18 protein-coding genes are annotated in these 21,720 nt (G+C 62.5%); 3 read left to right on the forward strand and 15 right to left on the reverse strand.

Annotated features, from left to right (window positions below):
• Positions 1-116 precede the first annotated feature (116 nt).
• The gene (locus tag ACR9ZN_RS14815) at positions 117-2,078 is read left to right on the forward strand and encodes an oxidoreductase (RefSeq protein ID WP_454814653.1); all 1,962 of its coding nucleotides are present in this window, start codon (positions 117-119) and stop codon (positions 2,076-2,078) included.
• 52 nt (positions 2,079-2,130) lie between these two features.
• Here the strand turns inward: ACR9ZN_RS14815 and ACR9ZN_RS14820 are convergent, their stop codons facing one another.
• Positions 2,131-2,835 carry an SDR family oxidoreductase gene (locus ACR9ZN_RS14820; protein ID WP_454814655.1) on the reverse strand — a complete coding sequence of 235 codons (705 nt, stop codon included), beginning with the start codon at positions 2,833-2,835 and terminating at the stop codon, positions 2,131-2,133.
• Between the two features lie 128 nt (positions 2,836-2,963).
• Between ACR9ZN_RS14820 and gcvA the strand changes: the two genes are divergently transcribed.
• The gene (gene gcvA / locus ACR9ZN_RS14825) at positions 2,964-3,875 is read left to right on the forward strand and encodes a transcriptional regulator GcvA (protein WP_454814657.1); all 912 of its coding nucleotides are present in this window, start codon (positions 2,964-2,966) and stop codon (positions 3,873-3,875) included.
• 167 nt (positions 3,876-4,042) lie between these two features.
• Here gcvA and ACR9ZN_RS14830 read toward each other — a convergent pair whose 3' ends face one another.
• A complete protein-coding gene (locus tag ACR9ZN_RS14830; protein WP_454814659.1) occupies positions 4,043-5,779 on the reverse strand; it encodes an NAD+ synthase in 1,737 nt (578 codons plus the stop codon).
• Positions 5,780-5,813: 34 nt separating this feature from the next.
• Positions 5,814-6,161, reverse strand: coding sequence for a diacylglycerol kinase (locus ACR9ZN_RS14835; RefSeq protein WP_434957163.1), 348 nt, complete (start codon positions 6,159-6,161; stop codon positions 5,814-5,816).
• Positions 6,162-6,444: 283 nt separating this feature from the next.
• Here ACR9ZN_RS14835 and ACR9ZN_RS14840 point away from each other — a divergent pair, with 283 nt between their 5' ends.
• A complete protein-coding gene (locus ACR9ZN_RS14840) occupies positions 6,445-6,858 on the forward strand; it encodes a hypothetical protein (RefSeq protein WP_481272542.1) in 414 nt (137 codons plus the stop codon).
• 103 nt (positions 6,859-6,961) lie between these two features.
• Here the strand turns inward: ACR9ZN_RS14840 and mmsB are convergent, their stop codons facing one another.
• From mmsB to ACR9ZN_RS14900, 12 genes are all read right to left on the reverse strand, one after another.
• Positions 6,962-8,164, reverse strand: a complete 1,203-nt coding sequence (gene mmsB / locus ACR9ZN_RS14845) for a multiple monosaccharide ABC transporter permease (RefSeq protein ID WP_434957165.1) — start codon at positions 8,162-8,164, stop codon at positions 6,962-6,964.
• A 2-nt stretch (positions 8,165-8,166) separates the two neighbouring features.
• Positions 8,167-9,744, reverse strand: coding sequence for a multiple monosaccharide ABC transporter ATP-binding protein (gene mmsA, locus ACR9ZN_RS14850; RefSeq protein WP_434957166.1), 1,578 nt, complete (start codon positions 9,742-9,744; stop codon positions 8,167-8,169).
• Positions 9,745-9,865: 121 nt separating this feature from the next.
• Positions 9,866-10,885 carry a multiple monosaccharide ABC transporter substrate-binding protein gene (gene chvE / locus ACR9ZN_RS14855; RefSeq protein ID WP_210250091.1) on the reverse strand — a complete coding sequence of 340 codons (1,020 nt, stop codon included), beginning with the start codon at positions 10,883-10,885 and terminating at the stop codon, positions 9,866-9,868.
• A gap of 389 nt (positions 10,886-11,274) precedes the next feature.
• Complete coding sequence (gene chvE, locus ACR9ZN_RS14860) at positions 11,275-12,339, reverse strand: multiple monosaccharide ABC transporter substrate-binding protein (protein WP_434957167.1); 1,065 nt, start codon at positions 12,337-12,339, stop codon at positions 11,275-11,277.
• A 175-nt stretch (positions 12,340-12,514) separates the two neighbouring features.
• On the reverse strand, positions 12,515-13,546 hold the full coding sequence (gene tdh / locus ACR9ZN_RS14865; protein WP_434957168.1) for an L-threonine 3-dehydrogenase: 1,032 nt from the start codon (positions 13,544-13,546) through the stop codon (positions 12,515-12,517).
• Between the two features lie 3 nt (positions 13,547-13,549).
• Positions 13,550-13,894, reverse strand: coding sequence for a type II toxin-antitoxin system prevent-host-death family antitoxin (locus ACR9ZN_RS14870; RefSeq protein WP_481272543.1), 345 nt, complete (start codon positions 13,892-13,894; stop codon positions 13,550-13,552).
• Between the two features lie 45 nt (positions 13,895-13,939).
• Positions 13,940-15,136, reverse strand: coding sequence for a glycine C-acetyltransferase (locus ACR9ZN_RS14875; protein WP_481272544.1), 1,197 nt, complete (start codon positions 15,134-15,136; stop codon positions 13,940-13,942).
• Positions 15,137-15,311: 175 nt separating this feature from the next.
• Entirely contained in the window at positions 15,312-16,232 is a 921-nt protein-coding gene (ppk2, locus tag ACR9ZN_RS14880) for a polyphosphate kinase 2 (protein ID WP_434957171.1), read from the reverse strand.
• Between the two features lie 141 nt (positions 16,233-16,373).
• The gene (locus ACR9ZN_RS14885) at positions 16,374-17,972 is read right to left on the reverse strand and encodes a GMC family oxidoreductase (RefSeq protein WP_481272546.1); all 1,599 of its coding nucleotides are present in this window, start codon (positions 17,970-17,972) and stop codon (positions 16,374-16,376) included.
• 183 nt (positions 17,973-18,155) lie between these two features.
• Positions 18,156-19,007, reverse strand: a complete 852-nt coding sequence (locus ACR9ZN_RS14890; protein ID WP_481272547.1) for a metallophosphoesterase — start codon at positions 19,005-19,007, stop codon at positions 18,156-18,158.
• Positions 19,008-19,134: 127 nt separating this feature from the next.
• On the reverse strand, positions 19,135-20,031 hold the full coding sequence (locus ACR9ZN_RS14895; RefSeq protein WP_481272548.1) for a metallophosphoesterase: 897 nt from the start codon (positions 20,029-20,031) through the stop codon (positions 19,135-19,137).
• Positions 20,032-20,206: 175 nt separating this feature from the next.
• Positions 20,207-21,592, reverse strand: a complete 1,386-nt coding sequence (locus ACR9ZN_RS14900) for a class II 3-deoxy-7-phosphoheptulonate synthase (protein ID WP_434957175.1) — start codon at positions 21,590-21,592, stop codon at positions 20,207-20,209.
• Positions 21,593-21,720: the final 128 nt, after the last annotated feature.

The following is a 21,720-nucleotide window of genomic DNA, read 5'->3' on the forward strand; positions in this document are numbered from 1 at the left end:
TGGGCACCCGGGAAATACCTCACCGGCGTTGAAGTGTCCGCGTCGCGACAATCGGCCATGTTGATTGCGGCATCGGTCCCGTGCACCCAGTAGGGGTCCAGCTTCTGCGAGGCCCCGTGAGCCAGTCCGCCGCCCTCCCCCACCTCTATTCGCCGTTCACGATCCGCAATCTGCGCATCAAGAACCGCATCATGTCCACCGGGCACGACACCACGCTGCCCACGGCCTTCGTGCCCAATGACGCGCTGATCGCCTATCAGCAGGCGCGCGCCCAGGGCGGCGTCGGCCTGATCGTGCTGCAGGTTGCCGGCGTGCACGAGACGGCGCGCTACACCTCCCATCTCCTGATGGCAACCAGCGACGACTGCATCCCCGGCTATCGCCGCCTCGCCGAGGTCTGCCATGCCGAGGGGGCGGCGGTGTTCGGCCAGCTCTTCCATCCCGGCCGCGAGATCATGGAGACGGCCGAGGGCACCGCCCCCGTCGCCTACGCGCCCTCCGCCGTGCCCAACCAGCGCTTCCACGTCATGCCGCGCGCCATGAGCACAACGATGATCGGCGAGATCGTCGAGGGCTATGGCGAGGCTGCGCGCCGGCTCGAACAGGCCGGGCTCGACGGCGTGGAGATCGTCGGCAGCCACGGCTACCTGCCCTCGCAATTCGTCAATCCGCGCGTCAATGTGCGCGAGGATGCCTATGGCGGCTCGCTCGACAATCGCCTGCGCTTCATCCGCGAGAGCCTTGCCGCCATTCGCGCCAGGACGGGGCCCGACTTCGTCGTCGGCCTGCGCTTTTCATCCGAGGACAGCGATCTCAACGGCCTTACCGCCGAGGAGGTGGCGGAGGTGCTCACCGCCCTCGATGGCAGCTTCGACTATTTCAACCTGACGGTCGGCTCCTCCGCCAGCTTCGGGGGTGCCGTGCATATCGCCCCCGCCATGGCCTTCTCCAGCGCCTATGGTGCGCCATCGGCGGCAGCGGTGAAGCGCAAGGTCAAGACCCCGGTCTTCTATGCCGGTCGTGTCAACCAGCCCCAGGATGCCGAACAGCTGATCGCCAAGGGCGAGGCCGACATGGTCGGCATGACGCGGGCACTGATCTGCGACCCCGACATGCCTGCGAAGGCCGAGCAGGGCCGTTTCGACGACATCCGCGCCTGTATCGCCTGCAACCAGGCCTGCATCGGCCATTTCCAGCTCGGCGTGCCCATTTCCTGCATTCAGCACCCCGAGACCGGGCGCGAGTTGCGTTATGGCAAGGTGCTGCCTGCCAGCTCGGTGAAGAAGGTGCTGGTGGCCGGCGGCGGCCCGGCCGGCCTCAAGGCCGCCAGCATCGCCGCCTCGCGCGGCCATGACGTTACGCTCTACGAGGCCTCGGGCCGGCTCGGTGGCCAGGCCCTGCTGGCACAATTGCTGCCCCGGCGCATGGAGTTCGGCGGTATCGTCACCAATCTGACCCGCGAGGCGGCGCTTGCCGGCGTCGCCGTGGTGAAGAACATCAGGGTCGATCGCGCTTTGGTCGAGCGCGAGCGTCCCGACGTGATTGTCATCGCCACCGGTGCCACGCCTCGCCATCCCGAATTGCCCGGCGCGGAAACCGCGCATGTCGTCGACGCCTGGCAGGTGCTGCGCGACGAGGCCAATGTCGGCAGTTCCGTGCTGGTGGCGGACTGGCGCTGCGACTGGATCGGCATGGGCGTCGCCGAGAAGCTGGCGCGTGCCGGCTGCAAGGTCCGCCTCGCCGTCAACGGCTACATGCCAGGCCAGCGTATCCAGGCCTATGTCCGCGACCACTGGGCCGGTGTCCTGCACGATCTCGGCATCGAGGTCATCCCCTATGCCGATCTCTACGGCGTCGATGGCCAGACCGTCTATCTCGCCCATGTCACCGGCCGCGAGCCGATCATCATCGACGGCATCGACACGCTGGTGACCTCGCTCGGCCATGAAGCCGTCAATGCTTTGGAAGCCGAGCTGGAAGGCCTGGCTGCGGAGATTCACAGCATCGGTGACTGTCTGACACCCCGCACGGCCGAGGAAGCCGTGCTTGAAGGTCTGAAGGTCGGCTGGGCGATCTGACAGCGATACCTTCCCGCATACGGGGGAAGGTATCGCTCCGAAGGCGGCTATCTCAGAGCGAGCGCATCAGCCCGCCATCGACCCGGATGTTCTGGCCGGTGATGTAGCCGGCGCCCTCCGAGGCGAGGAAGGCGATGGTGGCGGCGATCTCCTCGCTGGTGCCATAGCGCCCCATCGGCACGCTGTCGCGACGTTCCTCGGTAGCCGGCAGGCTGTCGATCCAGCCCGGCAGGACGTTGTTCATGCGCACATTGTCGGCGGCATGCTGGTTCGCAAAGAGTTTGGTGTAGGCGGCAAGCCCGGCGCGGAACACGGCAGAAGTCGGAAACATCGCCGTCGGCTCGAAGGCCCAGGCCGTGGAGATGTTGATGATGGTGCCGTTCTTCTGGCGGATCATCGCCGGCGCCACCAGGCGGGTCGCCCGGATCACGTTCATCAGATAGACGTCGAACCCGGTGTGCCACTGCTCGTCGGTGATCTCGAGAAGCGGCGCGCGCGGGCCATGGCCGGCGCTGTTGACCAGCACGTCGACCCGCCCCCAGCGCTCGAGCGTGAGATCCGTCAGGCGCCGCAGGTCCTCGTTCGACTGGTTGGAGCCGGTGACACCGAGGCCGCCCAATTCCTGCGCGATGGCCTCGCCCTTGCCGGAGGAGGAAAGAATGGCAACCTTATAGCCATCCTTGGCCAGGCGCCTTGCGGCGGCCGCTCCCATGCCACTGCCGCCCGCCGTGACGATCGCTACTTTTTCTGCTGCCATTGAAATCATCCTTCCATATCCCGAAGCGGCGGGAGGCCGCGACAAAGAGCTCATGCTCCTGATATACTGGCAATTCAGGCCTCATTCGAGCCAGAATAGCTGTTCTTATCCTGTAGAAAAACTATTGCATGCTGGACACGTTGCCTCGCCTTCCTCCGCTCAGGGCTCTGCGAGCCTTCGAAGCCGCCGCGCGCCATCTGAACTTCCGCCTGGCCGCCGAAGAGCTGAATGTGACGCAGGGCGCCGTTGCCCAGCATATCAGAGGTCTGGAGACCGATCTCGGCGTGAAGCTGTTCGAGCGCCTGCCGCGCGGGCTTGCGCTCACCCATGCCGGGCATAGCTATCTGCCAAATATCCGCCGAGCATTCGAACTCATCGCCGATGCGACATTGGGCCTGCGCCCCGAACCTGCCAGGTTGACGATCAGCGTCACGCCGAGCTTCGCCACCAAATGGCTTATTCCAAGGCTGCCTCAGTTCGTTGCCGAGCATCCGCTCGTCGACCTGCGCATTCTGGCCAATGAAGGCTTGTCTAATTTCCAAAGCGACGGCGTCGATATCGCGGTGCGGCAGGGGCGGCTGCCCTTCGGACCGGGGTTGGTGGTCGAGCGCCTTTTTTCGCAGCAGGTAATCGCCGTCTGCGCCCCCACCTTGCTGCCAGCCGGCGCGAACGGCATCGCACCGGCCGAGATCCCGAACCACACCCTCCTGCACGACACCCACAATCTTTGGCCGGAATTTCTCGAAGGGGTGCTCGGCTTCAAGCCCGCTGCCGAACCCAAGCGCATGCGCTTCAACCAGACGGGACTGGCGATCGAGGCTGCCGCCGCTGGCCAGGGCATCGCACTCGCCAGCCGCTTCCTGGTCGCCGGCGATCTCGCCAGCGGCAGGTTGATCCAACCGCTGGCGGCCGAAATGTCCGGCACCCATGACTTCTACGTGGTGGTGCCGCGCCGGCAGCGCCATCCCGAGCCGACGGATGCGGTTCGGCGCTGGCTCATCGAGACGGCACGGGCGGAAGCGCAGGCAGACGACCCATAGGCGCTAACTTTGCGGAACTCGGTGCTTATCTGGTGGGTCGATCTCCAGGTCGACCATCTTGGAAGCACCGTGCTTGCCGGCAAGAAGATGCCGATCTGGAGATCGGCACACCTCGTTTCAGGCGTCCCCACTCGCAAAGTTAGCGCCCATGGGCGGACGACCGACGCTCAGAAATCCACCGCGTCCGCGCTCGCGGTGGTGGAGACGCGATAAAGCGCGGCATCCGGCACGAAGGCAGGCTTGTTGCTGTCCCGGAACCGATTGGTGATCGGATAACGGCGGTCGCGGCCGAAATTCTTTTCGGTCACCTTCACGCCGGGAGCGGCCTGGCGGCGCTTGTACTCGGCGAGATAGAGCAGGCGTTCGACCTTGCGCACGGTTTCCTCGTCATGGCCGCGCGCCACGATCTCCGCCACCCGCATCTCGCTTTCGACCAGACAGCGCAAGATATCGTCGAGCACGTCATAGGGCGGCAGCGAATCCTGGTCCTTCTGGTTCTCTCGCAATTCGGCGGAGGGCGCCTTGGTCAGGATGTTCTGCGGGATCACCACGCCATCAGGCCCCCTGGCATCCACCGGTTTCCAACGGTTGCGCAGTTCGCACAGGCGATAGACCTCGGTCTTGTAGAGGTCCTTGATCGGATTGAAGCCGCCATTCATGTCGCCATAGAGCGTGCAATAGCCCACCGACATTTCCGACTTGTTGCCGGTGGTCACCACCATGGCGCCGAACTTGTTGGAAACAGACATCAGGATGGTGCCGCGGGTGCGGCTCTGCATGTTCTCCTCGGCGATGCCGCGCGGCTGCCCCTTGAACAGCGGTTCGAGCACCGCCTCAAGCCCGCTCACCGGGGCCTCGATCGGCACAACGTCATAGCGCACGCCCAGCGCCGCGGCACATTCGAAGGCATCTTTCAGGGATTCTTGCGAGGTGTAGCGATAGGGCAGCATCACGCAATGCACCCGCTCCGGCCCGAGAGCGTCCACCGCCATGGCCGCGACCAGGGCGGAATCGACACCACCGGACAGGCCGAGTACCACGCCGGGAAAGCCGTTCTTGTCGACATAGTCGCGCAGGCCCAGGACGCAGGCCTGGTAATCGGCCTCCTCGCCCTCCTCCACCGTCTCGACCGTAGCAGGCTCGCAGGCCCAGCCTTGCGGCCCTCGCCGCCAAGTGGTGGTGACGACAGCCTCCCTGAAGGCCGGCAGTTGTAGCGCCAGGCGGTGATCGGCATTGAGGGCGAAGGAAGCGCCGTCGAAGATCACCTCGTCCTGCCCGCCGACCTCATTGGCATAGAGCATGGGCAGACCGGATTCGGTGACACGCGCCACTGCGACATTGAGGCGGATGTCGGATTTGTCGCGGTGATAGGGGGAGCCATTCGGCACCAGCAGAATCTCGGCGCCCGTCTCGGCAAGGCATTCCACCACGTCATGGCCCCAGATGTCCTCGCAGATTGGCACGCCCAGGCGCACGCCGCGAAAGGCGATCGGACCCGGCAAAGGGCCCGGCTGGAACACGCGCTTCTCGTCGAACACGCCATAATTGGGCAGGTCGTTCTTGAAGCGAACGGCAGCGACGAGGCCCTTGTCCACCAGCGCCACCGCATTGTGGAGCTTGTCCTTCTCGCGCCAGGGCAGGCCGATCAGGCCGGCCGGCCCACCATCGGCAGTGTCGCGGGCGAAATCCTCCAGCGCAGCACGGCAGGCGTCCTGATAAGCGGCTTTCAACACCAGATCTTCGGGCAGATAGCCGGAGATGAAGAGTTCTGTGAACAATACGAGGTCGGCGCCCTGATCGCGCGCGCTTGCCCGCGCCGCGCGGGCCTTGGCAAGATTGCCGGCGATGTCGCCAAGCGTCGGTTTGAGCTGGGCAACGGCAATACGCAGAATATCGGTGCTCATGGTCTCTTCAAAGGCGGATGAGGATCCGCCATCCTTACACCAGCCTTTCGGCCAGCGCGAGAATCCAGGTCAGCCCCGCCAAGGCCAGGGCCGTGAACACCGCCGCCGAGCCGAGATCCTTGACGATACGGATATGGGGATGGCGGTCGGGTGTGACATGGTCCGAGAGCGCTTCGATGGCGGTGTTGAGCAATTCCACCATCAACACCAGCAGGATGACGCCGATGAGGGCAAGGCGCTTCCACCAGTTCTCGGTAACGAAGAAGCTCGCCGGCAGCGCAATGAGCAGGACGACGACCTCCTGACGCACCGCCAATTCATAGCGGACGGCGTGGGCAAGACCCGCTGCCGAATTGAAGAATGCCTTGACGATTCGCTCCATGACCACTCCCGAAAGTGGAACGCGTTTTAAGGCCAGCCGGGTTCTCTCGCCAAGCGGCAAATGGAAATCCGCCAGGCGCGGAGGTAAATGGCTCCACGGATCGAAGCGCAGCGGCAAGTGAAGCTCTGTTCTCCACGAAACATCGGCCTGTCGTGCCCAGGCGCCATAGACGATACAACGGGGCACCGGACGAGGCGGAAAGCTTCAACCCGCCGCCCCACACAGACATTCGATGGCATTCGCATGAACGAAACGACGACATACCCGTACCAACCACGTCGGCTTGGTCATCAACGGGCTCGTCGAGCTCGATTCCACAGGCGCCACCGGCTTCTATTGGCTGATCGCCCTGCTCAGCCTGGGCCTTGTCGCTTTCGGGCTGGCAAGCGTGCGAGCCGCGCTCATGCCGGATCGCAATGTGACCCTCGCACCGAACGCCGTCATCATCCCCGCCTCGATCCTGAGCCGGGCAACGACCACCATTCCCCTCGCCGACATTGTCAATCTCAGCCTGCAGACCGGCAGATACCCCCTGCTGCATATCCACCACAACGGTGGAACCACGAAACTGGCGCAGCGCTTCTTCGAGGACAAAGACCGGTTCGGGGATTTCCTGGCGCGCCTGCAGGCTGCCATCCAGGCCTTGAATGCTGCCTCGCAGGCCTCAGTGGGCCCAACCCGTTGGGAAGATCGATGAAACTCCTTTTGCTCTCTGGGGAGACTGAACGAAAAACGGCGGCCGCAAGGATTTGCGACCGCCGGAAAGAGAGCCCAATTTGCCGGTGCTTTCGCCAGGCTTCTCAGCGCTTCTTCTTGTAGTAGACGTCAAGGCAGACGGCGAAGAGCAGCACCAGGCCCTTGATCCATTTCTGGTCGTCGATGCCGAGGCCGAGGATCGACATGCCGACATTCATCACGCCCATCAGCAGGGCGCCGATCACCGCGCCGGTGATCTTGCCGACGCCGCCCGAGGCCGAAGCGCCGCCGATGAAGCAAGCCGCGATGACGTCGAGCTCATAGCCGTCGCCCGCCTTGGGGGTCGCCATGCCGCCGAAGCGCGAGGTGACGATGAGCCCGGCCAGCGCCGCCAGCGCCCCCATATTGACGAAAGTCAGCATGATGAGGCGATCGGTGTTGATGCCGGAGAGCTTGGCCGCCTTCTCGTTGCCGCCGAGAGCATAGATGCGCCGGCCGATCACCGTGCGGCCGGTGACGAAGACGTAGAGCAGCGTCAGCACCAGGAGGATGATCAGCACCATCGGCAAGCCGCGATACATCGCAAGGAGGTAGCCGACATAGATGGCGGCAACCGCCATCAATGTGTTGCGGCCGAGGAAGATTGCCATCGGCTCCTCCTCCACCCCATGCTTGAGCCGCGTCAGGCGCCCCTTGATGTTCATCAGCACGAACAGCGCCGCGGCGACGAGGCCGAGGACGAAGGTGGTGGTATAGAAGCCGGGGGCGGCGAAGGGGTCAGGGATCCAGCCGGCACTGAGCTGATTGAACTCCGCCGGCAACGGACCGACATTGGTGTTGCCGAGCAGGCGATAGGTCAGCCCGCGAAACACCAGCATGCCCGCCAGCGTGACGATGAAGGAGGGAATGCGCAGATAGGCGATGAAATAGCCCTGGATGCCCCCGATCAGCGCGCCGACCACCAAGGTGGCGATTGCCGCCGGCACATAGTGCCAGCCCATCTTCACCATCAGTGTCGCCGCCACCGCGCCCGTGAAGGCGCAGACCGAACCGACGGACAGGTCGATATGGCCCGACACGATCACCAGCAGCATGCCGAGCGCCATGACGATGACGTAGCCGTTCTGGTTGGGGATGTTGTTGATGTTGGACGGCGCCAGCATCCGCCCTTCCGTCATGTATTGGAAGAAGCCGACGATGACGACGAGCGAGATCAGCAGGCCATAGTCGCGGATGTTGCCGCTGATATATTCGAGGATCGATTTCTTGGGCGAAGAGCCTTGAGCTTCCACAGTGTTTGTCGTCATCGTCAATGCCCTTCCGCCCGCATGATGGCGCGCATGATCTTCTCTTGGGTGGCCTCGGCCCCGGGGAATTCGCCTACGAATCGACCGGCATTCATCACATAGATGCGATCGCACATGCCGAGCAGTTCCGGCATCTCGGAGGAAATCATCAGCACGGCTTTGCCGTCATTCACCATCTCGTTGATGATACTGTAGATTTCGTATTTCGCACCGACATCGATGCCGCGCGTCGGCTCGTCGAGCATCAGCAATTGGGGATTTGAGAACAGCCATTTGGAGAGCACCACCTTCTGCTGGTTGCCGCCCGACAGGTTCACCGTCTTCTGGAAAACGTTCGGGGAACGGATGTTCAGCTTGCGCCTGTAGTCGTTGGCAACCCGCAATTCCTTGATGTCGTCGATGACGGAATTCTTCGACACGCCCTCCAGATTGCTCAACGTGATGTTCTTGATGATGTCTTCTTCAAGGACAAGGCCGAGCTGCTTGCGATCCTCCGTGACATAGGCCAGGCCATTGGCAAGCGCCTTCTGGATGGTGGAGAGATCGACCGGCTTGCCATGCATCAGGGCCTGGCCGCTGATGCGCTGGCCGTAGGAATGGCCGAAGATGCTCATGGCCAGTTCCGTCCGCCCTGCTCCCATCAGACCTGAGATGCCGACGACCTCGCCCTTGCGGACGGTGAGATTTACGCCCTTGACCACCTGTCGATCGGAATGCTCGTGGTGGTGCACCACCCAATCCTTGATCTCGAGGACCGGCTCGCCGATCTTGGGTTGCCGGCTGGGATAGCGGTCCGCCATCTCGCGCCCGACCATGCCCTTGATGATGCGGTCCTCGCTGATCGCCTGGCCGCGGCAGTCCAGGGTTTCGATCGAGGCCCCGTCGCGAATGATGGTGATCTCGTCGCAGACCTTGGAAATCTCGTTGAGCTTGTGTGAGATCAGGATGGAGGAAATGCCCTGCCTCTTGAACTCCAAAAGCAGGTCGAGCAGCGCATCGCTGTCGCTTTCGTTGAGACTGGCCGTCGGCTCGTCGAGGATCAGGAGCTTGACGTTCTTCGACAACGCCTTGGCAATCTCGACGAGTTGCTGCTTGCCGACGCCGATATTGGTGATGAGCGTGTCGGGCGATTCCCTCAGCCCAACCTTGTCCAGCACCTTGCGGGTCTTGCCATAGGTCAGAGGCCAGTCGATCAGGCCGCCCGTGCCCTGCTCATTGCCCAGGAAGATATTCTCGGCGATGGAGAGCAGCGGCACCAGCGCCAGTTCCTGGTGGATGATGATGATGCCGAGCTCTTCGGAATGGCGGATATCCTTGAAACGGCACTCCTGGCCGCGATAATGGATCTCCCCTTCATAGGAGCCATAGGGGTAGACCCCGCTCAGTACCTTCATCAGGGTCGATTTGCCGGCGCCATTTTCGCCGACCACGCCATGAATCTCGCCCTCGTTGACCGTGAGGTTGACGTTGCTGAGCGCCTTGACCCCCGGAAAGGTCTTGGTGATGCCCCGCATTTCCAAGATAGCTGTCATAGTGGATGACCTGTGAAAAGGGCGGTTGGCGCTGTCGTGCAAAAGCATTTTCCGACCCTTCGAGATCGGAAAATGCTTCTGTTCGTGGGAGCCCGGGCATCATTCGATCCAGGATGACCGAATGATGCTCCTGCCGCCCGATACCCTAACATGGTTCGGGAGCGACCACTTATTTCAGCTGGTCTTCCTTGTAGTAACCGCCATCGACCAGGACCTGCTTCCAATTGTCCTTGGTCACCAGCACGGGCTTGAGCAGATAGGTCGGCACGACCTTCTTGCCGTTGTCATAGCTCTTGGTGTCGTTGGTCTCGGGCTTGGAACCGGAGGCCACAGCATCGACCATGTCGACCGTCACCTTGGCGAGCTGGCGGGTGTCCTTGTAGATCGTCGAGTACTGGTCGCCGGCGATGATCGCCTTGACGGAAGCGACTTCCGCGTCCTGGCCCGAGATGAAGGGCATGGGCTTGTCGCCCGAGCCGTAGCCGGCCGCCTTCAGCGAGGCGATGATGCCGCGCGACAGGCCATCATAGGGAGACAGCACCGCATCGACCTTCTTGTCGGTGTAGAAGGCGGAGAGAAGATTGTCCATGCGCGACTGGGCGAGCGACCCATCCCAACGCAGCGTGCCGACCTTGTCCATGCCCGTCTGCTTGGACTGCACCACCAGCTTGCCGCTGTCGATGTAGGGCTGCAGCACCGAGATGGCGCCGTTGTAGAAGAAGAAGGCGTTGTTGTCGTCCGGCGAACCGCCGAACAGCTCAACGTTGAACGGGCCCTTGCCGTCCTTCAGGCCGAGGCCGCTCTCCAGCGACTGGGCCTGCAGCACGCCGACCTGGAAATTGTCGAAGGTGGCGTAATAGTCGACATTCTCCGAATTGCGGATCAGGCGGTCATAGGCGATGACCTTCACGCCCTTGGCTGCCGCTTCCTTGAGCACGTCGGCGAGCGTGGTGCCGTCGATCGAAGCGATCACCAACACCTTGTCGCCCTTGGTCAGCATGTTCTCGATCTGGGCAAGCTGATTGGGGATGTCGTCGTCGGCATATTGCAGATCGGTGGCGTAGCCCTTGGCCTGGAGCTGCTTGACGACATTGTTGCCATCGTCGATCCAGCGCTCGGAAGTCTTGGTCGGCATGGCGATGCCGACAGGCCCCTTATCCTGGGCAAGGGCCGGCGATGCGACGGTCATCGCGCCGAAGGCGGCAGCCAAAAGCAAGGATTTGAACAGTTTCACGTCTCTCTCCCAAGTTGACGTTTTCCCGATCCAGGACGGACCGGGTCTAGAAATAGCCCCTCAGCCGACGTCGAGAATCGAAGCGATCCCAATGGCATCTCTTCTCACCCCCGGAGCATGGCCGAATGCGCGCAGAACCATGCCGCCTGAAGGTGTTTCTTCCCAGCCAAGCTCAGAATTCATAAAAGCTTTCCGATGCTTGTCAATTGGTATTACAATTAGCAAACAGATGTTGCGCCACCGCCCCACAAGAAGGGCAGTGGCGCCTCTGGTCATCGCATGTCAATCCGTCATGCGAACGGGCGGCGTTGCGGTCTCAGGTTACCGCCCAGGACGCAGAGCCGTTATTTCAACTGATCTTCCTTGTAATAACCGCTGTCCACCAGCACCTGCTTCCAATTGTCCTTGGTGACCAGCACGGGCTTGAGCAGATAGGTCGGCACCACCTTCTTGCCGTTGTCGTAGCTCTTGGTGTCGTTGATCTCGGGCTTGCCGCCGGAGAGTACGGCATCGACCATGCCGACCGACACCTTGGCCAATTCGCGGGTGTCCTTGAAGATGGTGGAATATTGGTCGCCGGCGATGATCGCCTTGACGGAAGCGACTTCGGCGTCCTGGCCTGAGATGAAGGGGATCGGCTTGTCACCCGAGCCGTAGCCGGCCGCCTTCAGCGAAGCGACGATGCCGTGGGCCAGGGTGTCGTTGGGCGAGAGCACCGCATCGACCTTCTTGTCGGTGTAGAAGGCCGAGAGGAGATTATCCATACGCGACTGGGCAAGCGAACCGTCCCAGTTCAGCGTGCCGACCTTGTCCATGCCCATCTGCTTGGACTGCACCGCCAGCTTGCCACTGTCGATGTAAGGCTGCAGCACCGACAGCGCGCCGTTATAGAAGAAGAAGGCATTGTTGTCGTCCGGCGAACCGCCGAACAGCTCGATGTTGAAGGGTCCCTTGCCGTCCTTGAGGCCGAGAGCGGTCTCCAGCGACTGGGCTTGCAATACGCCGACCTGGAAATTGTCGAAGGTGGCGTAATAGTCGACATTCTCCGAATTGCGGATCAGGCGGTCATAGGCGATGACCTTCACGCCCTTGGCGGCGGCGGCCTTGAGAGCATCGGCCAGCGTGGTGCCGTCGATCGCCGCGATCACCAGCACCTTGTCGCCCTTGGTCAGCATGTTCTCGATCTGGGCGAGCTGCCCCGGAATATCGCCATTGGCATATTGCAGATCGGCGCCATATCCCTTGGCCTGGAGCTGGGTGACGACATTCTTGCCGTCGTCGATCCAGCGTTCGACCGTCTTGTCCGGCATGGCGATGCCGACAGTCCCCTTATCCTGCGCGAAAGCCGGCGTCGCGAGGATACCGGCGGCCAAGGCGCTCGCCAGCCACAGTTTTTGAAACAATCCCATAGTGCCTCCCGATTTAATGAGTTACGTACCTCAATTTTTCGTCATTGCAGCGGCAACCCCTCCACCACAATGGTACGATGAATGATAAATTAGCGCCCGGACGTGTCAACGATCCATGATGGACGGACCTCATGGATCGTTAGCGCTGGCACTCAAGCGGCCGGCTCGGTGCCTATCACGCTCCCCAGTCGAGCACGATCTTCCCGCATTCGCCGCGCGCCATCGTCTCGAAGCCCTCGAGATAATCGGCGACGGCCAGGCGATGGGTGATCACGGGACGGATATTGAGCCCGCTCTGCAACATGGCCAGCATCTTGTGCCAGGTCTCGAACATTTCGCGGCCATAGATGCCCTTAATGGTCAGCATCTTGAAGACGATCTTGTTCCAGTCGACGGCGAAGGGCGTGGCGGGGATGCCCAGCATGGCGATCTTGGAGCCCATCAACATGACATCCAGCATCTGCTGGAAGGCTGCCGGCGCGCCACTCATCTCCAGGCCGACATCGAAGCCTTCCTTCATCCTCAGGCGGGTCATCACGTCGCGCAGATCTTCCTTGGCGACATTAACCGGCACGATGTCGGCCACCTTGGCGGCAAGGTCGAGGCGGATGGGGTTGATGTCGGTGATCACCACATGGCGCGCGCCGGCATGGCGGGCCACGGCCCCCGCCATGATGCCGATCGGCCCGGCGCCGGTGATCAGCACGTCCTCGCCGACGAGATCGAAGGAAAGCGCGGTATGCACGGCATTGCCGAGCGGATCGAGAATAGCCCCGAGTTCGTCGTCGACTTCCTCGGGCAGCGGCACGATGTTGAAGGCTGGCACCTTGACATATTCGGCGAAGGCGCCGGGCATGTTGACGCCGATGCCCCGCGTGTCGGGATCGAGATGAAAGCGCCCTGCCCGCGTCGCCCTGCTCTTCATGCCGATGACATGGCCTTCGCCCGACACCCGCTCGCCGACCTTGAGGCTGTGCACGGCCGAGCCGATCTCGACGATCTCGCCCGCATATTCATGGCCGACGATCATCGGCACCGGCACCGTCTTCTGCGCCCAGGCATCCCATTTGTAAATATGGATGTCGGTACCGCAGATGCCGGTCTTCTTCACCTTCACCAGGACATCGTTGGGTCCGAGTTCGGGCGTCGGCTCATTGTCCGAGAACCACAGGCCAGGTTCGGGTTTGGATTTGACGAGGGCTTTCATCTGTCAGGGCTTTCTTGGGAGGCCTTCAGGCTTGCCAGGAGTTGAGAACGGAAAACGCGGCGGGTTAAAATCGAAATCGGCTCCAGGCTCATCTTGTCGAAGCAGGTCCACGATATTCTGATCAGGACTGCCGTCGCGAATGCGTGAGAGATCGAAATCAGGGGTCGACTCGTCATGCAACAGGTCGAACATGGTGGGACGGATCGGATTTCGGCCGCGATGGCGATCGTAGCCGGTCAGTACAAAGGCAGGCCGACCGCGATGAGTGATAATCAAAGGCTCACGCCGCGCGGCTCGTTTGGCCCTCGCAAGATTGCGCTCCAAGGCCCGACTGGAGATGAACTTCATCGATGACCTCGATATTCCAGGTGGCCACAATCTGCTGTTGTATCATCAGATCACGCCCAAAGCCTTGCCGGCATCGGTGAAGGCGTCGACGGCAAAATCGATATCGGCCACCGTCAGCCCGGCCGACATCTGGGTGCGGATGCGTGCCCTGCCCTTTGGCACCACCGGGAAGAAGAAACCGGCGACATAGACGCCGCGCTCGTCGAGCGCCCGGGCCATGTCCTGGGCGCGGCGGGCATCATGCAGCATCACCGGGATGATCGGCGTCTCGCCCTGCAAGAGCTCGAAGCCGGCCTTCTCCAGCCCGGCCCGGAAGCGCCTGGTGTTGGCGAACAGCCTTTCGCGCAGATCATCGCCTGCTTGCGCCAGTTCGATCGCCTTCATCGAACCGGCCGCGACCGGCGGGGCCAGCGAATTGGAGAACAGATAGGGCCGTGCCCGCTGGCGCAAAAGATCGATGATCGGCTGGCTCGCGGCGACATAGCCACCCATGGCCCCGCCAAGCGCCTTGCCCAGCGTGCCTGTGAGGATGTCGACCTTGTCCTCCACTCCGGCTCGGGCGGGCGTGCCGCGGCCCTCGGGACCGATGAAGCCGGTGGCATGGCAATCATCCACCATCACATTCGCCCCGTAGCGCCCGGCAAGATCGGTCAGGGTCTTCAGGTCGGCCAGATAGCCGTCCATCGAGAAGACGCCGTCGGTGGCGATAACGATGTGGCGGGCATTGTCCGCCCGAGCCGCCTGCAGCTGCACCTCGAGATCGTTCATGTCGCCATTGGCGAAGCGATAGCGCTTGGCTTTGCACAGGCGCACGCCATCGATGATCGAGGCATGGTTCAGGCTGTCGGAGACGATGGCGTCTTCGGCGCCGAGCAGCGGCTCGAAGACCCCGCCATTGGCATCGAAGCAGGCGGCGAAGAGAATTGCATCATCCTTGTTGAGATAGCGGGCGATGGCGCGCTCCAGCTCGCGATGCAGGGTCTGCGTGCCGCAGATGAAGCGCACCGAGGCCATCCCGAAGCCATGGCCGTCCATTGCCTGCTTGGCGGTGGCGATGATCTCGGGGTTGTCGGCCAGACCCAGATAATTGTTGGCGCATAGATTGAGCATCGGCCGACGCCCGGCTTCATTAGCCACCTCGATGCGGGCGCGCTGCGGGCCGGCGATCTCGCGCTCGCTCTTCCACAAGCCATCCTTGGCAATATCAGCCAGGGTGGATTTGACATGATCGACGAGCGACATCGGACGGCTCCTTGCACCTGTTCGGGTTCACAGGCCTAAGCCAAAACCGGCCGCGCTTCAAATGATGAGATCATGCCAAAAGCGGATGGCGCCCCGCTTCGGCTGGCTGCGAAGCGAGGCGCCATGATGGCAGGCGATGTCCTGCAATTATCGCCGGAATTCAGGGCAAGACGCTTCAGAAGGCTTTCGGCACATACATTTCCAACGGCACGGGATGGCGCACATAGTCCTCATGCCGCTCGCGCTCCGGCAGATTCACAGGCGGACGCTCCACCTCGCCATAGGGAATCTGGGTCAGCAGATGACTGATGCAGTTCAGGCGAGCGCGCTTCTTGTCAACAGCCTCGACCACCCACCAAGGTGCCTCCGGAATATGGGTGCGCTCCAACATCACTTCCTTGGCCCGGGTATAGTCTTCCCAACGCCGGCGGGATTCGACATCCATCGGGCTCAGCTTCCACTGCTTGAGCGGATCCTGGATGCGCATATTGAAGCGGAACTCCTGCTCCTCGTCGGTGATCGAGAACCAGTATTTCAGCACGAGGATGCCCGAGCGCACCAACATGCGCTCGAATTCAGGCACCGAGCGGAAGAATTCCTCATATTCGGCATCGGTGCAAAAGCCCATGACATGCTCGACGCCGGCCCGGTTGTACCAGCTGCGGTCGAACAGCACCATTTCGCCGCCGGCCGGCAGATGGGCTGCGTAACGTTGGAAATACCATTGCGTACGCTCGCGCTCGTTTGGCGCCGGCAAGGCCGCGACGCGGCAGATGCGTGGATTGAGGCGTTGGGTGATGCGCTTGATCACGCCGCCCTTGCCGGCTGAATCGCGCCCTTCGAAGATCACCACCACTCGCAATTTGTGGTGCTGAATCCAATCCTGCAGCCGCACCAGTTCGTGCTGCATGCGAAAAAGCTCGCGGAAATAAAGCCTGCGATCGAGCGTATCGCCGCCCTCTGCGTCGGGCACGCCTGTCAGGATACGATCCAGGCGCGCCTCCTCCAGCTCCAGTTCCAGTTCCTCGTCATAGCCGTCAGCGATCTCCTGCTGGATACGTTCGAGGTTGGCTCTGCTATCCGCTGGCGTGATCATGCGAATACTCCTTGCGCGAGGGGGCTGGTCCATGGTGCTGGATCGTCGTCCGGACGCATAAGCCCAGACTATGATGAAGCCCGTAGTGCAGGAATATTTCAGTTATGTGACATAGGCGATAGGCGCTTCTCGCGGAATGCCTCAGCCTGCCTGCAGCCACTCCACCGCACGATGGGCGATGGCCATCACCGGGGCATTGGTATTGCCGCTGACGATCTCTGGCATGACCGAGCAATCGAACACGCGCAGGCCTTCGATGCCACGCACGCGCAACTGGGAATCGAGGACCGCCATCGGATCATCGTCCCGACCCATGCGCGCTGTACCAACCGGATGATAATTGGTCTTGACCATGCGCTTGCAATGGGCGTGCAGATCGGCGTCGGAGACCTTATCGGCTCCAGGCAGCATTTCGTGGGAGATCTTCTCCTTGATCGGCGAGGCCGTGAGGAAGGAGCGGGCAAAACGCAGGCCCGCTATCATCAGGCGGATATCCTCCGAATGTTTCAGGAAGCCCCCGTCGACGACCGGTGGCTCGAGCGGATCCGCCGAGCGCAGCTTCACCGTTCCCCGCGATTTCGGCCTGAGCAGGCAGGTGGTGAAGGTGACGCCGTCACAGGCGGCGACATCGGTGACGTCGCGGTCGAGATAGACGGTCGGCACACAATAGATCTTCAGGGAGGCGTCAGCCTCGGCATCGTCAGGATTGGTGAAGACGCAGGCCTCCACCCCGGTGGTCGTCACCGGCCCCTGCTTGCGCAAGAGATAGTCCAGGCCATTGCGGATCATGTTCCAGCCCTTGTCCTGACCGAAATAGCCATAGCGGCCGTTGGAGGCGGCGATCACCGGCACCTCGCAGTGATCCTGCAGATTCTCGCCCACGCCCGGCAGGTCCGCCTTCGGCTTGATGCCATGGCGCAGGAGCTGATCGGCCGGGCCGATGCCCGACAGCATCAGGAGCTTGGGGGTGACGTAGGTCCCGGCGGCGAGAATTACCGTGGCGGCGGACGCCCTGCGGGTTTGCCCCCCCTCGATATAGTCCACGCCGGCGCAGCGGTTACCCTCGATAACGAGGCGCGTCACGATCGCCTCCGTGGCGATGGTGAGGCGTTCATCGTCGCGCACCAGCGGCAGAAAGGCGTCCACAGCCGAGCAGCGGCGCTTGCGCACCGGATCCATGGTGCCCTGCATGAGGCCCACCCCGCGCTGGCGCCCGGAATTGAAGTCGGGATTGAACGGTTCGCCCAATGACGGCAGCGCTTCGAGGAACGCCTTCGTCATCTCGCAGGTATAGAGCGGCCTGGTGACCTTGAGCGGACCGGTGGTGCCGTGCACCGGCGTGGCGAGGTCGGCGTTGCCCTCCATCGCGATGAAATGCGGGAGGAGATCGGCATAGCGCCAGCCCTCCGCCCCATAGTTCTCCGCCCAATTGTCGTAATCACCAGGCTGGCCGCGCATATAGACCATGGCGTTGACAGAGGAACCGCCGCCGAGCACCCGCCCCTGCGGCACGATGGTGGCGCGCCCATCGAGCTGGGGCTGGCGCTCCATCCTGTGCATGGTGAGATAGGTGTCCTTGGCAAGATATTTCATATAGCCGGCGGGCATATGCATGATCGGGTTCATGCTCGCGGGGCCGGCTTCCAGCATCAAGACGCGCTGGCCGAGATCGCGCACGAGCCGCATGGCGGTGACGCAGCCCGACGAGCCGCCGCCGACGATGATGGTGTCGTAAGTCATTGCAAATCCGAACCCGTGCCAATTGTCTGACGAGTTCGTTGTGTTTCACAACTTTGCGGGGAGCGCAAACAGATTAGACTGCCGGCGCCGCCCCTGCCCCTAGCGCAAAGCGCGTTCGCGCACGAACGCCTGTTTGCTCTAGCTCTTTGTTTCGACGCGTCTTTGCGATTCTTGCCGATAACGTCAAATCGCAAAACGCTTTAGCGTGATCAGCACGATCTCGGGCGGCACGCCGAAGCGTACCGGCAGGCCGGTCATGCCGAGCCCCCCCGAGACGATGAGGTGGCGATCCTCCTCGATGACATGACCATAGGCAAATCGCTTGCCGAAGCGCGAGGGAACATGAAGCACCCCGACACCGGGCAGGACCACCTGTCCGCCATGGGTATGGCCGCAAACCGTCAGCGCGATACGATCGGGCACATCGACGAAGATATCCGGTTCATGCGCCAGCAGGATCGCCGGTGCGTCGTCGCCGATTTTGGCGAGAGTGCCCGGCAGATCATCCAGGCCGTAATTGCCGTCACCCAGGCCGAGCAGCCAGAACGGCCGCCCATCCTTGGTGAGGCGCAACGCCGCATTCTCCATCACCTGGATGCCATGGGCCTTGAAGGCACGGCGGACATTGTCGCCGTCATGCCAGCCGATATCGTGATTGCCGAGCACGGCATGCACGCCGAGCGGCGCGCGAAGGACGGAAAGCGCCCTGGCGCACTCCGACATCGGCACGAAGGAACCGACACCGAAGCGCCCCATGCCGGCCTCATAGTCGCCTGCCAGCAGCACGATGTCGGGCTTCAGGGCGTTGGTCGTCAACGCGATCTGCTCGATATGGGTGGGCGTCATCCAGGGATTGATGGCGTGGATGTCGGCGAGCACGGCAATGCGCAGCGTCGGGCCGCCCCTCCATTGGCGCGGCGCGGGCTGGTACTGCGTCGCCAATAGTCGCCGCGGTTCGACGCCGAAGGCATAGCCGCCGAACAAAAGAGGCGTAGCGAGGCCGGCCTTGAGGAGGAAATTACGTCTGGTGAGCATGCGGAACCGTGGGGTATTTCAACGAGCGGCCACATACTGACGCCTCTTTGTGGCGCTGCAGCAGCAGCGATATGCAGAAGCGATGGAAAGAAGGCGCATTCGCGGTGAGCGGACACAAAGAGTCGGCCTAGGCTGCTGTTGAGCCGGCTCCTCCCAGCGTGATCATCACGATCTCCGGCGGCACGCCGAAGCGAACCGGCAGGCCCGTCATGCCTAAGCCACCGGAGACGACGAGATGACGATCGTCCTCGACGATATGGCCGTAGGCAAAGCGCTTGCCGAAGCGGGAGGGCACGCCTCGCGGACCATAGAAGGGTATGCGGACCTGTCCGCCATGCGTATGCCCACACAGCGTGAGGGCGATCCGGCGATCTGGGTCAACCTTTGGCAGAGCCGCGAAGATATCGGGTTCATGCGCCAGCAGGATTGCGGGAGCATCATCGGCAACCTTGGCGAGTGTGCCCGGCAGGTCGTCGAGCCCCGCCCCTCCTCGCCCGCCCCATTGATCGCCCAGGCCCAACAGCCAGAAGGGTTGGCCATCTTTCGTCAGGCGCAGGACATCATTCTCCATGACGGGAATGGCGTGAGCGGCAAAGGCGCGTCGGACATTCTCTCCCCATTTGCCCCTCCGCCCCAGATCATGATTGCCGAGCACGGCATGCACGCCCAAAGGCGCTCGAAGCAGCGAGAGCGCCTTGGCGCAGTCCTCCATAGAGACATAGGAGCCGATGCCAAAGAGCGGCATGCTGGCCTCGTAGTCACCGGCCAGCAGCACGATGTCCGGATCGAGTGCGTTGGTCGCCCGCGCAATGCGCTCGATATGAGAGGAACTCATCCACGGATTGATGGCGTGAATATCCGCCAGCACGGCGATCCTGAGCATCGATCCGGCAGGCCAGCCCTCCGGCACGACCCGATAGCGGGTAACCACCAGGCGTTGAGGCTCGACGGCAAAAGCGTAGCCGCCGAAGAGGAACGGCGTTGCGAGACCCGCCTTGAGCAGGAAATGGCGTCGGGAGAGCATGGCGATCCATGGTTGCCTTCGGAAACGGCAACCATGGCTCGCGCCTGTGATGCATCGATCGCATCGACATGCAGCGTCGAAGGAAAATCCGCGGAATCATCGCTCGTTGAAGATGCCGCTTTTCTGCGATCCCAGGCAAACATGTCTGCCTGGGAAGAGGCTCGACGAACTCGCCTTACTCGGCCGCGATGATGCTCGGCTTCACCTGGCCTGAGCGTTCCTTTTTGACGAGATCCGCCACCATGAAGGCAACCTCGATGGCCTGTTCGGCATTGAGGCGCGGATCGCAATGGGTGTGGTAGCGGTCGGCGAGATCGGCCTCGCTCACGGCGCGGGCGCCGCCGGTGCATTCGGTGACGTTCTTGCCGGTCATCTCAAGATGCAGGCCGCCGGCATAGGTGCCCTCGGCCTGGTGCACGGCAAAGAAGCTCTTGATCTCGCCGGTGATCTGGTCGAATGGCCGGGTCTTGTAGCCGTTCATCGCCTTCACCGTGTTGCCATGCATGGGGTCGCAGGACCACACCACCGAACGGCCCTCGCGCTTCACGGCGCGGATGAGCTCCGGCAGATGCTGCTCGACCTTGTCGTGACCGAAGCGCGCGATCAAGGTCAGGCGGCCCGGCTCGTTTTCGGGGTTGAGGATGTCGATCAGCTTGATCAGTTCGTCGGGCTTGAGCGAAGGGCCGCATTTCAGGCCGATCGGATTCTTGACCCCGCGGAAGAACTCGATGTGCGCGTGGTCGAGCTGGCGCGTGCGATCGCCGATCCAGACGAAGTGGCCCGAAGTCGCGTAGGGATCACCCGAGGTGGAATCGATGCGCGTCATCGCCTGCTCATAGCCGAGCAGCAAGGCCTCGTGGCTGGTATAGAAATCGGTGATGCGCATCTCCGGATGAAGCTCCGGATCGATGCCGCAGGCGCGCATGAAGTCGAGCGTCTCGGTGATGCGCTCGGCCAGCGCCTGATATTTCGAGCTCTGCGGCGAGTCCTTGACGAAGCCGAGCATCCATTGATGCACATGGGCGAGATTGGCATAGCCGCCGGTGGCGAAGGCACGCAGCAGGTTCAGCGTCGCCGCCGACTGGCGATAGGCTTCGAGCTGGCGGCGCGGATCTGGAATGCGGGCCTCGGCCGTGAATTCGGTGCCGTTGACGATGTCGCCGCGATAAACGGGCAGCTCGATCTCGCCGACCTTTTCGGTGGGCGCCGAGCGCGGCTTGGCGAACTGGCCGGCGATGCGGCCGACCTTCACCACAGGCGAGGAGCCGGCAAAGGTGAGCACCACCGCCATCTGCAGGAAGACGCGGAAGAAGTCGCGGATGTTGTCGGCGCCGTGCTCGGCGAAACTCTCGGCACAGTCGCCCCCCTGGAGCAGGAAGGCCTCGCCGGCCGCAACCTTGGCGAGCTGGCGCTTGAGCTTGCGGGCCTCGCCGGCAAAGACGAGCGGCGGGAAGGTGGCGAGCGTGGCCTCGACGTCGTTGAGAGCCTTTTCGTCGGGATAGGCGGGCGACTGCTGAATCGGCCTGGAACGCCAGCTCTGCGGTGTCCAACGCTCGGACATGAGTATACTTCCTGTTCTCAGGGCGAACCGGCTATAGCCGCCCTGCACGACTACGATACTTTCACGAGGCCGGCGTTTTCCGGCGAAGGCCGGTTCTATACGCGCCCGGCAAATAGAAAACCAGCGTA

It is taken from the genome of Labrys sp. HAY1-8F (assembly GCF_056754975.1).

Coding starts and splice junctions, on each gene's coding strand:
- ACR9ZN_RS14820 (WP_454814655.1), bottom strand. CDS start 2,835: ATGGCAGCAGAAAAAGTAGCGATCGTCACGGCGGGCGGCAGTGGCATG.
- gcvA (WP_454814657.1), top strand. CDS start 2,964: ATGCTGGACACGTTGCCTCGCCTTCCTCCGCTCAGGGCTCTGCGAGCC.
- ACR9ZN_RS14830 (WP_454814659.1), bottom strand. CDS start 5,779: ATGAGCACCGATATTCTGCGTATTGCCGTTGCCCAGCTCAAACCGACG.
- ACR9ZN_RS14835 (WP_434957163.1), bottom strand. CDS start 6,161: ATGGAGCGAATCGTCAAGGCATTCTTCAATTCGGCAGCGGGTCTTGCC.
- mmsB (WP_434957165.1), bottom strand. CDS start 8,164: ATGACGACAAACACTGTGGAAGCTCAAGGCTCTTCGCCCAAGAAATCG.
- mmsA (WP_434957166.1), bottom strand. CDS start 9,744: ATGCTTTTGCACGACAGCGCCAACCGCCCTTTTCACAGGTCATCCACT.
- chvE (WP_210250091.1), bottom strand. CDS start 10,885: ATGACCGTCGCATCGCCGGCCCTTGCCCAGGATAAGGGGCCTGTCGGC.
- chvE (WP_434957167.1), bottom strand. CDS start 12,339: ATGGGATTGTTTCAAAAACTGTGGCTGGCGAGCGCCTTGGCCGCCGGT.
- tdh (WP_434957168.1), bottom strand. CDS start 13,546: ATGAAAGCCCTCGTCAAATCCAAACCCGAACCTGGCCTGTGGTTCTCG.
- ACR9ZN_RS14870 (WP_481272543.1), bottom strand. CDS start 13,894: ATGAAGTTCATCTCCAGTCGGGCCTTGGAGCGCAATCTTGCGAGGGCC.
- ACR9ZN_RS14875 (WP_481272544.1), bottom strand. CDS start 15,136: ATGTCGCTCGTCGATCATGTCAAATCCACCCTGGCTGATATTGCCAAG.
- ppk2 (WP_434957171.1), bottom strand. CDS start 16,232: ATGATCACGCCAGCGGATAGCAGAGCCAACCTCGAACGTATCCAGCAG.
- ACR9ZN_RS14885 (WP_481272546.1), bottom strand. CDS start 17,972: ATGACTTACGACACCATCATCGTCGGCGGCGGCTCGTCGGGCTGCGTC.
- ACR9ZN_RS14890 (WP_481272547.1), bottom strand. CDS start 19,007: ATGCTCACCAGACGTAATTTCCTCCTCAAGGCCGGCCTCGCTACGCCT.
- ACR9ZN_RS14895 (WP_481272548.1), bottom strand. CDS start 20,031: ATGCTCTCCCGACGCCATTTCCTGCTCAAGGCGGGTCTCGCAACGCCG.
- ACR9ZN_RS14900 (WP_434957175.1), bottom strand. CDS start 21,592: ATGTCCGAGCGTTGGACACCGCAGAGCTGGCGTTCCAGGCCGATTCAG.